Origin of the sequence: Streptomyces sp. WZ.A104, from assembly GCF_002382885.1 — a bacterium.
Lineage (GTDB): Bacteria > Actinomycetota > Actinomycetes > Streptomycetales > Streptomycetaceae > Streptomyces.
In genome coordinates this window covers 1-14,325 of the sequence record NZ_NWVL01000122.1, presented here as the reverse complement: position 1 = coordinate 14,325, position 14,325 = coordinate 1, and the positions used below count along the sequence as shown (strand labels likewise).

Annotated in this window: 10 protein-coding genes and 1 pseudogene; 5 read left to right on the top strand and 6 right to left on the bottom strand. The window is 71.2% G+C overall.

The genetic code is table 11. The annotated features are described in order from the left end of the window. From CIB93_RS35555 to CIB93_RS35535, 5 genes and pseudogenes are all read left to right on the top strand, one after another. Positions 1 to 2,014 (top strand): annotated as a pseudogene (locus CIB93_RS35555) (hypothetical protein); the annotation flags it as partial. Positions 2,015 to 2,029: 15 nt separating this feature from the next. Next, positions 2,030 to 2,407 carry a hypothetical protein gene (locus tag CIB93_RS35550; RefSeq protein WP_096632924.1) on the top strand — a complete coding sequence of 126 codons (378 nt, stop codon included), beginning with the start codon at positions 2,030 to 2,032 and terminating at the stop codon, positions 2,405 to 2,407. Between the two features lie 81 nt (positions 2,408 to 2,488). After that, a complete protein-coding gene (locus CIB93_RS35545; RefSeq protein ID WP_096632923.1) occupies positions 2,489 to 2,968 on the top strand; it encodes a hypothetical protein in 480 nt (159 codons plus the stop codon). A gap of 119 nt (positions 2,969 to 3,087) precedes the next feature. Continuing rightward, a complete protein-coding gene (locus CIB93_RS35540) occupies positions 3,088 to 3,591 on the top strand; it encodes a hypothetical protein (RefSeq protein WP_096632922.1) in 504 nt (167 codons plus the stop codon). A gap of 134 nt (positions 3,592 to 3,725) precedes the next feature. Beyond that, positions 3,726 to 4,322 carry an acyltransferase gene (locus tag CIB93_RS35535; RefSeq protein WP_096632921.1) on the top strand — a complete coding sequence of 199 codons (597 nt, stop codon included), beginning with the start codon at positions 3,726 to 3,728 and terminating at the stop codon, positions 4,320 to 4,322. 75 nt (positions 4,323 to 4,397) lie between these two features. Here the strand turns inward: CIB93_RS35535 and CIB93_RS35530 are convergent, their stop codons facing one another. From CIB93_RS35530 to CIB93_RS35505, 6 genes are all read right to left on the bottom strand, one after another. Beyond that, positions 4,398 to 5,681: a nucleotide sugar dehydrogenase gene (locus CIB93_RS35530; RefSeq protein WP_096632920.1), complete on the bottom strand. Its 1,284-nt coding sequence runs from the start codon at positions 5,679 to 5,681 to the stop codon at positions 4,398 to 4,400. Between the two features lie 4 nt (positions 5,682 to 5,685). After that, entirely contained in the window at positions 5,686 to 7,347 is a 1,662-nt protein-coding gene (locus CIB93_RS35525) for a glycosyltransferase family 2 protein (protein WP_096632919.1), read from the bottom strand. Continuing rightward, on the bottom strand, positions 7,344 to 8,924 hold the full coding sequence (locus CIB93_RS35520) for a glycosyltransferase family 4 protein (RefSeq protein ID WP_179500360.1): 1,581 nt from the start codon (positions 8,922 to 8,924) through the stop codon (positions 7,344 to 7,346). The genes CIB93_RS35525 and CIB93_RS35520 overlap by 4 nt, the downstream gene beginning before the upstream one ends. Next, positions 8,914 to 9,933 (bottom strand): Gfo/Idh/MocA family protein, encoded by a 1,020-nt coding sequence (locus CIB93_RS35515; RefSeq protein WP_096632918.1) that lies wholly within the window; start codon positions 9,931 to 9,933, stop codon positions 8,914 to 8,916. The genes CIB93_RS35520 and CIB93_RS35515 overlap by 11 nt, the downstream gene beginning before the upstream one ends. Then, positions 9,930 to 11,048: a DegT/DnrJ/EryC1/StrS aminotransferase family protein gene (locus CIB93_RS35510; protein ID WP_096632917.1), complete on the bottom strand. Its 1,119-nt coding sequence runs from the start codon at positions 11,046 to 11,048 to the stop codon at positions 9,930 to 9,932. Before CIB93_RS35510 ends, CIB93_RS35515 begins: the two co-directional genes overlap by 4 nt. 334 nt (positions 11,049 to 11,382) lie before the next feature. Continuing rightward, a partial coding sequence (locus tag CIB93_RS35505; RefSeq protein ID WP_257002514.1) for a ribonuclease E/G occupies positions 11,383 to 14,325 on the bottom strand: 2,943 nt, incomplete at its 5' end.

Below are 14,325 nucleotides of genomic sequence, written 5' to 3'. Positions count from 1 at the left end.
AGCCGCCCGGGCGACCCGCGCCGCGGGCACCGCTCAGGCCCTGGCGAACCGCGCCGCCGCAGCCGCCCGGGTGGCCCGCGACGCGGCCAACAGCGCCGCCGCCCATGCCGACAAGGCAGCAGCCGCGGCGGAGGAGGCTGCTGCCAACGCGGGCAAGGCGATCGAGTACGCCAAGCGCTCCACCGAGTACGCGAATCAGGCGGTCGAGGCGGCCAACACCGCGGCCGACGCCGTCAAGGAAGCCCAGGAGGTGGAGGCGGCGGCCCGGAAGGCGGAGACCGACCGGATCGCCGAGGAGACCGAGCTCGGCATCCTGGAGGCCCGGGTGCGGGCGAAGGCCGAGATCGCGGACGCCGAACGGGTGGAGAAGCAGCTCACCCAGGCGGCCCAGACCTCGGACGAGATCAAGGGGCTCATCGCCACCGCCGAGGCGGCGCTGGCGGCCGGGAACACCGCGTCCGCCGTGACGGTCGGCCGCAAGGCCGCCGTACGGCTCCTCGACTCCAGCGGCACCTGGACCCGGGGGGCCGCCGAGTTCGCCCTGGCCGGTTCCGACCACGACGTGGCCAACTGGATCGACGCCGATCGCCTGCTCGCCCAGCAGCAGGACGACCGGGAGAACGTTCTCGCGCTGGCTCAGGCCTCGACCGCCGGGGTCGCCGAGGGTGCCGAGCGGGCGCTGGCGGACAGCGACCCGAACGCGGCCACCGCCTTCCTGGAGACCGGGGCCATCGAGGCGGCGGCCGTGGAGAACCGGGTCATGGTGTTCAAGATCCTCGCCCAGGACCCGGGCCGGGCCGTCAAGGCGAAGGCCCAGGCGGCGCTGGACGCCGGAACGCCCCAGGCGCTCCACCACTTCCTCACCGTCGAGCTCACGGCGGCGACGAAGGAGGACGACCAGGTCGAGATATTCCGCCTCCTGGAGACCGGCGGCCCCTACATGCGTTCGGCCGCGCAGATCGTCCTGGAGGGCTCCGCGCGGATGCGGCGCGCCTTCGTCGTCCGCGACAAGTTCAACATCGCCCGCCTCGACCACGACCACGCCACCCACGTCTCCGCGATCCGGGCGACCCTCGCACATGCGGCGAAGGTCGCGGCGAAGGCCCTGGAGGACGCGGCCCGGGCCTCCAAGGCGGCCGCGGACGCCCGGAAGGCCGCCAAGGAGGCGGCCGAGTGGGCGGCCAAGGCCGACGACCACGCCCAGGACGCCGCGAACTCCGCCACCCAGGCCAGGGCGAACGCGGATGCCGCCGACAAGTCCGCGGCGTCCGCGGCCCAGTCGGCCAAGGCCGCGAGCGCCGCCGCGCTGACCGCGCGGGGTGCGGCGCGTTCGGCGAACTACTCGATGCGCCGGGCCTCGGCCTCCGCCAAGCAGGCTGTGGCGTACGCGGTGGACGCCCAGGCCTCAGCCGCCCGGGCGGCGGCCTCCGCCCAGCAGGCGGGCCAGGACGCGCGGGCCGCCGCAGCGGCGGCCAGCCAGGCCCGCGCGATCGCCGCGCAGAAGCGGCGGGCCGAGGCGGCAGCGGCGGCGAAGAAGGCCGCCGAGGAGGCGAGGAAGCACCAGGAGAACGGCACCAACCCCTCGGACAAGCCGGAGAACGACGACACCGGCGACACCAAATGGCTCGGCCTGTGGCCCGAGGACATGAAGGACCCCAAGGACTGGGCAGCGGCCACCGGCCACTGGAGCACCGTCTTCGGCACGGCCTCGGTCGTGCTCGGCGTGGCGGCCCTGTTCCCGACGCCCGCCTCGCCGGTCCTCGGTGGGCTGGCTTTCGGGGCCGGTCTCATCTCCTGGGGCCTGCAGGGTGTCAGCGCGGGCCTGAGCGGCTGGGGCTACGGCTGGGACAGCAGCCAGTTCCACCAGGCTCTCGGGCTGTTCGTGGTCGGCGGCGTCTTCTTCGGCAAGGGACGGCTGTTCAGCAAGTTCGGTGTGGCGGAGGAGATCGGCGCGAAGGTCTCCGGCGTCGTGAGCGACGCGGCGACCACGGTCGTCGGCTGGCTCACCTGGTAGGCGACGGGAAGCCCCTTGCTCACCTCTTCGTTCTCCACCACGCACTGGTGGATCGCCGCTGCCGTCTCCGGTATCGCCCTCGCCGTGGCGGCCCAGTTCCTGGCAGCCACGGCGAAGGGCCGCGTACTCACCGCCCTGCTGCCGATGGCGGGAGCCGCGTCCGTGGTCGTGGACTCGGCCGTGCGCGACTACGAGGGGAACACCCCGCTGGCGCTGTACACGGCCACCATGCTGGGTCTGACCCTCTGCCGGATCATTTTCGCCGGCTATCTCCGGAGGCAGCGCGAAGTGGTGCGTTCGGGGCAGCAGATGGAACCGCTCACGGGGAAGCAGACCGCGCTCTTCTTCCTCACCTTCACAGCCGTGGTGACGGCCATGGCGGTCGTGCTGTGAAAAACCCCTGAGCATTCCCCGCCACCCATTCGCCACCGACCATTCGCCGCTTCCCGCTTCCCGATTCCGAAAGGAGCTCTCGTGGCCCTCCCCCTGTGGGTGCTCGTGGCACTGATTCCCGAAGTAGTGCTCACCTGCTCGCTGCTGCGCTGGCTGCCGGTGAAGCGGGAGCGGTGGATGGCGGCCATGCCGTTTCCGGTGACCGTCGTACTGGCCCTGACGCTGCGGCTCCTCGCCGAGGTGTCGTGGCCGACCGTCCTCGCCACCTGCGCGGGGTTCCTCTGGGGCGCCGTGCTGGCGTTGGCGCCCTTCCGCGGGTGGGTGTCGTCCTGGACGCTCCCGCTGCGTGGTGAGGCGCGGCTGCGGTGGCCGGAGGCGGCACTCGTGGTGGTGGGGGTGGTCACCCCTCTGTCGGGCAAGCGGACGGACGCGGCGCTGGAGAAGGCGTTCGCGGTACGTCAGGTGGTACGGGCCCGGGGGCCTTTTCCCGTGGCCCTGGGAATGGTGCTGCTGGTACTTCCGACGGCGGCCGCGGTGGTTGCCGGATGGGTCACGCGATAGGCGCCGGGCACGGGCACCGTACGACAACTCGTGTTTGAATACGCAGACTTGAGCCGGAAATTCGGCGAGAGAAACAAAGAGACACCGCACACATATCCATGAACGGAAAGGCAATCATCATGAAGCTTGCGCGACGCGTGGTCGCCACGGGCGTGGCAACCGCCGCCTGCATCGCGGCGGTCGTCACCGTGGCCCACGCCGACGAGGCTCGGACCAGACCTGCGGCAGCCGTCGCGGACGAGCTTCCCCCGCACGCCGTCGAGGACTTCGCCTACCCGGGAGCGGACCGGATCGAGGCGGAGCTCGGCATCGTCCTCAAGCGCGGCAACGGCCACATCACCCTCGCGGACTGCGCCTCCGACGGCAGCTTCCTGGAGGTGTACTCGCGCACCAAGGGCCGGATCTGCTTCCGCGTGACGGGCACGACCGGCTACCTCAGCGTGGAGATACCCACGGTCTACGGCGTCAAGGGCGCGGCCTCGCACGAGGCCGACGTGAAGCTGACCGCCGAGGACGACGAGCAGAACATCTCCGTCGCCAAGAACGAGTGGAAGGGCGTCGGGGAGGCCGCGGACCCGGAGGGCCGCGACCACGTGCTGGTCGAGCTCTCCACCTCCGCGTGATCTCCGCGTAGCTCAGTCTCCGTAGGCCCCGTGCCTCGCACGCGCAGTCCGTCCCACGCGTACGAGGCACGGGGCCGTTCCGAAGCGTGCCTTTATGCTTTCCGGGCACATCGGCTCTCCGGAAGGCGCACAACGTGAACTACAGGGTCCAGCCCACAGCCCAGGTCGACGAGACCGCCGAGATCGGGGCAGGCTCCAGCGTCTGGGAGCTGGCACAGATCCGCGAGGGCGCCCGGCTCGGCGAGGGCTGCGTCGTCGGCCGCGGCGCTTACGTCGGTACCGGTGTGCGCATCGGCGACAACGTGAAGCTGCAGAACTACGCCCTCGTCTACGAGCCGGCGGAACTCGGCGACGGCGTCTTCGTCGGCCCCGCGGTCGTCCTCACCAACGACCACAACCCTCGCTCGGTCGACCCCGACGGCAAGCAGAAGCGCGGGGGTGACTGGGAGGCCGTGGGTGTCAAGGTAGCCGAGGGGGCCTCGCTCGGCGCGCGCTCGGTCTGTGTCGCTCCGGTCCGGATCGGCCGATGGGCGATGGTCGCTGCGGGTGCTGTGGTCACCAAGGACGTACCGGACTTCGCGCTGGTCGTCGGCGTACCGGCCCGGCAGATCGGCTGGGTCGGACGGGCCGGAGTACGGCTGACCGAGCGCACGGGCGAGCCGGGCGTGTGGGAGTGCCCGCAGAGCGGAACGGTCTACGAGGAGACGGACGGCGTGCTGTCCGAGCGCTGAGAGGCATTCCGGGGGAAACGCGGGGAGGGCGGGCGCCCGGCCTGGGCGCCCGCCCTCCCCGTGTCTTCGGACGGCTCAGCCGCCGATGACCACGCGGCGCACGCCCGCCCAGTTGGCCGGGTCCGTGGTGCGGCGGCCGTCGACGAGGACGCGCACGTCCGGGAGGTCGGCGGCGGACAGCTCGCGGTACTCGGCGTGGTCCGCCTGGAGGATCGCGGCGGTGACGGCCTGGCCCTCGTGCGGGATGAGGCCGAGGGCGGTCAGCTCCTCGGGGGTGTACATCGGGTCCGAGACGAACGGCACCGCGCCACGCGCCTTGAGGGACTCGACGACTCCGAAGACGCCGGAGAACGCGGTCTCCTTGACGCCACCGCGGTAGGCCGCGCCCAGCACCAGGACTCCGACGCCGTCCAGGTCGCCGTAGGCGGCGGCCAGCAGGTCGACGGCGTACGCGGGCATCGCGGCGTTGGCCTCGCGGGCCGAGCGTACGACGGTGGCCTCCGGGTCGTTCCACAGGTACATCCGCGGGTAGATCGGGATGCAGTGGCCGCCGACGGCGATGCCCGGCTGGTGGATGTGGCTGTAGGGCTGGCTGTTGCAGGCCTCGATGACCTTCTTGACGTCGATGTCGTTCCGGTCGGCGAACCGGGCGAACTGGTTGGCCAGGCCGATGTTGACGTCGCGGTAGGTGGTCTCGGCGAGCTTCGCGAGCTCGGAGGCCTCCGCCGTGCCGAGGTCCCAGACACCGTTCGGGCGCGGCAGGTCCTCACGCTCGTCGAAGTCGAGCACGGACTCGTAGAAGGTGACTCCCGCCGCGGCGGAGGCCTCGTCGATGCCGCCGACGAGCTTGGGGTAGCGGCGCAGGTCGGCGAAGACCCGGCCGGTGAGGACGCGCTCCGGCGAGAAGACGAGGTGGAAGTCCTCGCCCGGGGTGAGACCCGAGCCCTCGGCCAGCATCGGCGCCCAGCGGGTACGGGTCGTGCCGACCGGCAGCGTGGTCTCGTAGCTGACCAGCGTGCCGGGCTTGAGGCCCGCCGCGATGGCCTTGGTCGCGGCGTCCATCCAGCCGAAGTCGGGGGTGCCCTCGGCGTCCACGAAGAGGGGGACGACGACCACGACGGCGTCGGACGCGGCGACCGCGGCCGTGGTGTCCGTCGTGGCGGAGAGCAGACCGGCGCCGACCGTCTCCTTCAGCTTGACGTCCAGGTCGTGCTCACCGGGGAACGGCTCGGTGGCCGCGTTGACCAGCTCGACGACCTTCTCGTTGACGTCCGCGCCGATGACCTTGTGGCCCTTGGCGGCGAACTGCACGGCGAGCGGAAGTCCGATCTTGCCGAGCGCGACTACACAGATGTTCATCGGGTTACTTCCTCTTCGAGCTGGACAGTGTGCGGCGCAGCCGTGCGCCCACGCTCTTCGACCTGGACAGCGTTCGGCGCAGCCGTGCGCCCACGCTGGGCTTCGGTTCCCACAGCGGGGCCGTCGTGATCACGAGACGGCCCTTCGTGTTCGGGTTCGCCGCGACACGGTGGGGGGCGGTGCTCCCCCAGCGGCGTGCCAGCGGCAGCGGCTGCCCTTCGGTGCGGACCGGGATCTCGTACGTCGAACCCGCCACGTCCGCGTAGAGGCGGACGCCCCTCTTGGCGCGCGCGGCGGCGAGCGGGATGCGGGCGGTCAGCAGGGTGCCGCCGTCCTCGGCGGTCCCGGCCGTGAGCGTGCCGGTCCTCTTCGGGCGCGGGGCGTCCTTGGGGAGCTTGCGCGCACCGGGCTTGTCCGCGCTCTGCGGCATGGCTCCCTGGGCCAGGGCGACGACGGCCGAGGCCGTGTCGCCGGTGACGCCGACGCGCAGTTTCACGGTGAGCGCGAGCTCCTCGCCGTGCTGCTCCCAGTCGGCCGACTCCAGTCGCGTACCGGCGGAGAGGCGGCCCGCCACCGTCTCGCCGAGCACCTCGTAGTACCGCTCGTCGAGGCCGACGGCCGCGTCCCGGAATCCGGGGTAGACGGCGAAGGCCCGGTCGCCCTCCAGCAGGAAGGGCGGCGCTCCGTGTTCGGTCTCCTCCGCGATGGCGCGGGTGAGCTCCTCGACGGCGCCGCGCCGGGCCAGGCCGAAGCGCACGCGGCGCTTGACTCCGGTGCCGTCGCGCAGGCCGTCGGTGAAGTAGGTGTCCACCAGCGCGCCGACGCCCTCGCACACCTGGCGGCGGGTGTCCGGGGCGAGGGCGGGGAAGTCCTTCTGGAGGAGCTTGGAGAGCTCCCAGTCGAAGTGGCGCTTGAGCACCGCGTCACGCTGCGGACCCGCGGGGATCAGAGCGGCTGTGTGCTCCATGATCCTTGCGGTGCACCGGAGCCGGGCCAGGTGGTTCGCCCGGTAGGTGATGTTGCTGGCGTCGCCGCGCTTGACCGCGTAGTAGCAGGTGTAGTCGGAGATCACGGAGATCTTCCGGGCCCGGACGCACGCCTCGATGGTGAACGGCTGGTCGCTGCCGACCGGCAGGTCCTCGGGGAAGCGGAGGCCGTGCTTCTCCACCAGTTCACGGCGGAAGAGCTTGGTGTTGGCCAGCGTGAAGGGAAGCGCCGAGTCGTAGAGGCTGATGCTGGGATGGTTCCCGTCGTACAGCTTCTGGTGGACGTAGCGCCCGTTCGTGCCGACCATCCTGCCGACGACCACGTCCGACTCGTTGGCGTCGGCACAGGCGACCATCCGCTCCAGCGCCTCTTCGCCGAGATAGTCGTCCGCACCTATGAAATAGACGAAACGGCCTGTGGCCACGTCCAGCGCCCGGTTACTGGGCGCGGCAGGGCCCCCGGAGTTCGGCTGGTGGATCACCTTCACCACGTCGGGGTAGCGCTCGGTGAACCGGTCGAGCTCCGCTCCGCTCCCGTCGGTCGACCCGTCGTCGACGGCCACGACCTCCAGCCGCTCCGGGCCGATGCTCTGCCGGACCAGGGAGTTCAGACACTCCGTGAGGTAGGGCATGGTGTTGTAGACGGCGACGACGACGGTGACATCGGGGTCTCGTGTCATGCCATCACCTGGGAGCCCGACTGTTCCGCGTTCATCGGTGCCGCTCCGGTGAGCCGCGTGTACACGCCGTCCAGGACCTCGGCCTGAGCCTCCCAGGTCCAGTTCTCCAGCAGCCCCTCGCGTCCGTAGGCAGCGCGGTACTTCGCCGGGTCTGCGAGCACCGACTTGACCGCCCGTACGTAGTCGGACACGTCCTCAGCGGTGAAGACCTCGCCCTGGCCGGTCCGGGCGACCATCTCGCCCATCGTCTTGACGTCGCTCACCACGAACGGCAGGCGGGCGTGGGAGTACTCGAAGAACTTGGTGATCAGGGCGATCTCGTGGTTCGGCCAGTGGTGGATGGGGATGACACCCACGTCCGCCGCTGACAGGAAGGGGACCACCTGGTAGTGAGGCACGTACGGCAGGATGTGCAGCCGGTCGGAGACACCCAGTTCGGCGGCGCGCTCCTTGAGCTCCTGCATGTACGCCGAGTTGGGCCGCAGGACGACGAAGGCCACGTGCGTACCCGGGAGCTGGGGCAGTCCCTCGACCATGATGTCGAGGCCCCGCTGCGGCGCCGCAGCACCGCTGTAGACCGCCAGCGGGACGTCCGGACCGATGCCGCACAGTTCACGCAGGTCGGGCACTGGCTCCGCGGCCTGCTCCGGAGAGATCTCGGCATCCGGGGCGTTGAGCACCACCTCCGGCAGGGCCTTCAGGCCGTGACGCTCGACCAGCATTTCCGCCAGGGTGCTGGAGACGGTGGTGACAGCGTCGGCGTACTTCGCGTACTCCCGCTCGTGCCCGCACTGCGCGACGTGCCAGCGCGGGTGCGGGCTCCACGGCTTGATGCCGGGCAGGAACTCGTGCACGTCCCAGAGGAGCTTGACCGTCCGCCCCTTGGCCTCGGCGCGCAGCTTCGCCCGCGCGGCCACGCCGAGCATGCGGAAGTCGTTGGCGTGAATCACGTCGGGTTCGAGCCGGTCGATGACCTTGCCGTACGCCAGCTCGAAGTCCCACAGGGCCGGGTCGAGGCGTCGCCAGGCCCGGTCACCCATGGTGCGAATCCAGAAAGCCGTGGTGAAACGGTCCAGCCGCGAATCCATGCTCTTGCGACGCTGTGCGAGCGCCTCGGTGCGACCGACCCGGAGGTGCACCCACTTGCTCAGCGTCTTCGCCAGCAGACGGGGAGGCAGCAGACGCGCGGTGCCGAGTAGCGACCCGCTGCGCCTGGCTTCGACGCTCCGGACGTTCAGCTCGGCGCGCCAGGCCTTCATCCGCTGCTTGCGGTACTCGGCGAGCGGGCCGGGCGGATACGCGAGAGGCGAACGCAGCACGGCCCTGCGGTACTCGTGACGGCGGCGATGCATGGGCGTCGGCACATGCAACAGGCGGACCTGGGCGTCGCCGAGCCACCACTTCTGGTTCTTCTTGGTGGGCGACTTGCCCAGAAGCACCACGTCCCAGCCGGCCTCCGCCGCTGAGCGGGCTTCCTTCTGCACCCGGGAATCGCCGTTGACGCCGTTGTCGACGAGCATGACGATCTTTCCCCGGGAACTGCGCTCCGGCCCCGCGGCCGAGCTGTCAATCGCCATGACGAGCGTGCTCTCCTGTCTCAAATACGACGGTCCGGCCACTGTTGGCCGAGTCGAGCAGCGATGTCGCCACCTCGACGGTACGAAGCCCCTGGCGCAGCGTGCAGATGTCGGCGGGCTTGCCCTGTACAGCGTCGCGGAAGAGCTCGTGCTCGACAAGCAGCGGCTCGCGCTTGGGGATGGCGTAGCGGATCATGTCGCCCTCGGCGACCCCGCGGAACGCGCGCAGCGCCTCCCACTCGGTGGTGACGGCGGCGTTGGAGTGGAACGTGAGGTCGGCGGTGAGCGTGTCGGCGATGAAACAGCCGCGCTCACCGGTGACCGAGGTGAAGCGCTCCTTGAGCGGGCTCAGCCAGTTGACCAGGTGGTTGACCATCGTGCCGTCGGACAGCTGGCCGACCGCGGAGACCATGTCCTCGTGCGGGCGGCCGGACTTGGAGACGGTGTGGGCGGCGATCGAGGTGTACGCCTGGCCGGTGACCCAGCTGGTCAGGTCGATGTCGTGGGTGGCCAGGTCCTTGACCACGCCGACGTCCGCGATGCGGTGCGGGAAGGGGCCCTGGCGGCGGGTGACGACCTGGTAGACGTCGCCCAGCTCGCCGGCCTCCAGGCGGGCGCGGAGGGAGAGGAGGGCCGGGTTGCAGCGTTCGATGTGGCCGACGCCGGCGACCAGGTCGCGGGATTCGAAGGCCTCGACGAGGCGGCGGGAGCCTTCGACGGTGTCGGCGAGCGGCTTCTCGATCAGGGCGCAGACACCGGCGTCGGCGAGCTGGAGGCCGACCTCCTCGTGCAGGCCGGTGGGACAGGCCACGACGGCGTAGTCGATGCCGAGGGCGATGAGCTCCTCGACGGTGGAGAGCACGGGGGCACCCTGGGCCCAGCCGTTCTTGTCGCCCATCGGGTCGACGACGCCGACCAGCTCGACGCCCTCAAGGCTCGCGAGGACACGGGCGTGGTGGCGGCCCATGGAGCCGAGGCCGATGAGCCCGGCCTTCAGTACGGCGCTCACAGGTTCTCCCCCAGGGAGTTCACGGCGGCGGCGATCCGCTCCAGGTCGCCCTCGGTGAGGGAGGGGTGGACGGGCAGCGAGACGACCTCGGCGGCGGCCTTCTCGGTCTCCGGCAGGTCCCAGGTGCGGCCCGCCTTCTGGTCCGGCTCCCAGTAGGGCTTCAGGCGGTGGATCGGCGTCGGGTAGTAGACCGCGTTACCGACGCCAGCCTCGGTGAGCCTGGCCATCGCGGCGTCCCGGTCGCCCCGGATCCGCACGGTGTACTGGTGGTAGATGTGGCGCGCGCCCTCGGCCACCGGCGGAGTGGTGACGCTCGGGGCGGTGATGTTGGCGTCGAGGTAGGCGGCGTTGGCTCGGCGCTGCTCGGTCCAGCCCTCCAGCTTGCCGAGCTGTACGCGGCCGACGGCGGCGGACACGTCGGTCATCCGCATGTTGGCGCCGACGATCTCGTTGGCGTACCGCTGCTCCATGCCCTGGTTGCGCAGCAGGCGCAGGGTGCGGGCCAGTTCGGCGTCGGCCGTTGTGACCATGCCGCCTTCGAGGGAGTGCATGTTCTTGGTCGGGTAGAAGCTGAAGGTGCCGCCCGCGCCGAACGCGCCGACGGGGGTGCCGTTCAGGGCCGCCGCGTGCGCCTGGCAGGCGTCCTCGACCACGGCGAGCTTGTGCTTGTCGGCGATCGGCATGAGCTTGTCCATCGCCGCCGGGTGGCCGTAGAGGTGCACCGGCATGATCGCGGCGGTGCGCGGCGTGATCGCGGCCTCGACCGCCGCCGGGTCGAGGCCGAAGCTGCCCGGCTCGATGTCGGCGAACACCACGTCGGCACCGACCAGGCGGACCGCGTTCGCGGAGGCCGCGAAGGAGAAGGACGGGACGATCACCTCGTCGCCGGGGCCGATGCCCAGGGCGAGCAGCAGCAGGTGCAGGGCCGAGGTGCCCGAGTTGACCGCGACGCAGTGCCGGTCGTCGACCAGCCGCGAGAACCCTTCCTCGAAGGCCGCCACCTCCGGGCCCTGCACGACGCGACCGCTGCGCAGCACCCGTACGGCTGCCTCGATCTCGTCTTCTCCGATGACCGGACGGGCAGCAGGAATCGGCTGCTCGTTGATGCTCGTCATGGACGTCCTCCTTGAACACCGCAAGAGCTCGTTACCAGGCAGAGCTCCGAGGTGCGGGACGTCTTACGAGGTCGCGCGTAACCCCACCGGCGCGATGCCGACGCCCTGCCGAGGAATCTGGTCCGGTCGCCAACACCGCCGGGACCTGTCACCGCCTGTAGTTTTCATGAAGAACGCTCACAGGCATGGCAACCGTCGTCACATTATCAGGGATTTCTGGCCCAATTTCTGGCTCGTTAACCGGCGCTTGCATCAGTTCCGAAACAAAGCAGGTGCCCCGCCCCGATGCGCTCGGGGCGGGGCACCTGAAGGTGAACAACCGGTTACGAATTCATCAGCCGGCCGACGGCGCGCCCTCTGCGGAGGGCGCAGAAGCGGTCACGGAGGGCGACGACTGCTCGGCGGCGACGGTCTTCTTCGTCGCCTTCTTCGCGGCCGTCTTCGCCGTGGTCTTCTTCGCGGTCGTCTTCTTGGCGGCGGTCTTCTTGGCCGCCGTCTTCTTCGCCGGTGCCTTCTTGGCGGCGGCCTTGCGGGCCGTCTTCTTCGCCGGGGCCGGTTCCGTGGATTCCGGGGCCTCCGCGGACTCCGGGGCCTTCGCCTCGGGCTCCTCAGGAGACTCGGGAGCCTTGGAAGCGTCGGGCGCCTCGGCAGCCTCGGGAGTCGATACGACCACGACCACCGCTGCCTCGTCCGACCCGGTGGGCGAGCCCGCCGGAGCGGTGACCTTGCGGGTCACCCGGCGCCGGGCACGCGGCGGGGCGGCCACGGGGGCCTCGGCCTCGGGGGCCTTCTCCGCCGGGGCCTCGGGGGCCGGAGCCTCGGGGGCCTCGACGACCGGGTCCTCCACCGCGACCGGGTCCGTGGCGGGCTCGGTGGGCCGGACCGGCTCGGCGGCCTCGGCCTGCTTCGGCGAGCCCGCCGGGGCGGACGCCTTACGGGTGGCCCGGCGGCGCGTACGGCCCTGGGGCGCGGCCTCGGCCGGAGCCTCGGAGGCCGGTGCGGGCTCGGCCGCCTCGGCGACCAGGGCTTCCGCGACAGGGGTTTCGACCACCGGGGTCTCCGCGACCGGCCCGGGGCCGGCCTCGGCCACGGGAGCCTCGGCGGGCGCCTCCGTCTTCGGCGTGCCGGCCGGGGCCGACGCCTTGCGGGAGGACCGACGGCGGCCACGGCCGCGCGAGGCGGCCGCCTCGGCCTCGGCCGGGCTGCTGTAGAACTCCTCGTCCGCGGTGACCTCGGGCTCCACCGCCACCGGGGCGGCGACCTCGGCGGCCAGCTCGGCCTCGGTCTCCGTCTCGGTGTCGATGACCGCCTGGTCGTCGTGGCCGTGCTCGTGGTCCTGGCCGGAGCCGCCGCGGCCGCGCTTGCGGGACTTCTTGCCGCCGCCACCGCCGCCCACGGACGTCGGCTGCTCCATGTGGACGATGACACCGCGCCCGTTGCAGTGGACGCAGGTCTCGGAGAAGGACTCCAGCAGGCCCTGGCCCACCCGCTTGCGGGTCATCTGGACCAGGCCCAGCGAGGTGACCTCGGCGACCTGGTGCTTGGTGCGGTCGCGGCCCAGGCACTCCAGCAGGCGCCGCAGCACCAGGTCCCGGTTGGACTCCAGGACCATGTCGATGAAGTCGACGACGACGATGCCGCCGAGGTCGCGCAGCCTCAGCTGGCGCACGATCTCCTCGGCCGCCTCCAGGTTGTTCCTGGTGACGGTCTCCTCCAGGTTGCCGCCCTGGCCGGTGAACTTGCCGGTGTTGACGTCGACGACGACCATCGCCTCGGTCTTGTCGATCACCAGCGAACCGCCGCTGGGCAGGTAGACCTTGCGGTCCAGCGCCTTCATCAGCTGCTCGTCGATGCGGTACGTCGCGAAGACGTCCACCTCGGAGGTCCAGCGCGAGAGCCGCTCGGTGAGGTCGGGCGCCACGTGCGAGACGTAACCGTGGATGGTCTCCCAGGCGTCGTCACCGCTGACGATGACCTTGGAGAAGTCCTCGTTGAAGATGTCGCGGACGACCCGGACGGTCATGTCCGGCTCGCCGTAGAGCAGCGTCGGCGCGTTGGAGCCGCTGGTGCCCTTCGCCTTCTTCTGGATGTCCTCCCACTGCTGCTGGAGCCGCTCGACGTCACGGCGCAGCTCGTCCTCGCTCGCGCCCTCGGCGGCGGTGCGCACGATGACGCCCGCGTCCTCGGGGACGATCTTCTTGAGGATGGTCTTGAGGCGGGAGCGCTCGGTGTCGGGCAGCTTGCGGCTGATCCCGGTCATCGAGCCCTCGGGCACGTAGACGAGGTAGCGGCCGGGCAGCGAGACCTGGCTCGTCAGACGCGCGCCCTTGTGGCCGATCGGGTCCTTGGTGACCTGCACCAGGACCGACTGGCCGGACTTGAGGGCGGTCTCGATGCGGCGCGGCCCGTGGGCCATGCCGAGCGCCTCGAAGTTGACCTCACCGGCGTACAGGACGGCGTTGCGGCCCTTGCCGATGTCGACGAAGGCGGCCTCCATGGACGGCAGTACGTTCTGGACCTTGCCCAGGTAGACGTTGCCGACGTAGCTGGTGGCCTGCTCCTTGTTGACGTAGTGCTCGACGAGCACGTTGTCCTCAAGGACGCCGATCTGGGTGCGCTCGCCGTTCTGGCGGACGACCATCACGCGCTCGACGGCCTCGCGGCGTGCCAGGAACTCCGCCTCGGTGATGATCGGGACCCTGCGGCGGCCCTGCTCGCGGCCCTCGCGGCGGCGCTGCTTCTTGGCCTCCATACGGGTCGAGCCCTTGATGGACTGGACCTCGTCGAAGCCGGTGCCCGGCTCGCGCTCCTCCTTCTTGCGGGGCTCACGGACCTTGACGACCGTACGCTCCGGGTCGTCGGCGGTGCCGTGGTCGGCCTCGCCGGCGTCACCGCTACGGCGACGGCGACGGCGACGGCGACGGCTGCTGCTCGACCCGGAGGCCGAGGAGTCCTCGTCCTCGTCGATCTCGTCGGCGTCCTGCACCGGGGCGGGCTCGTCCTCGGCGGGGGCCTCGCCGGAACGGGACGCGGTCCGCGCCTCGTCCCCGTTCTGCTCGGCCTCGTCCGTGTCACCGGCCTCGCCGCGGCGGCGGCGACGGCCACCGCGACGACGGCGGCGCGAGGGACGGTCGCCGTACTCGTCGGTGTCCTCGCCCTCCTGCTCGGCGTCCGCCTCGGCCTCGGCGGCCTGCCGCTCGGCGGGCTCCTCCACCGGGGCCGCCGGGGCGGCGGGCTCGGCGGCCTGCTCGGCCTCGACGGCCTCGCCACGGCGGCG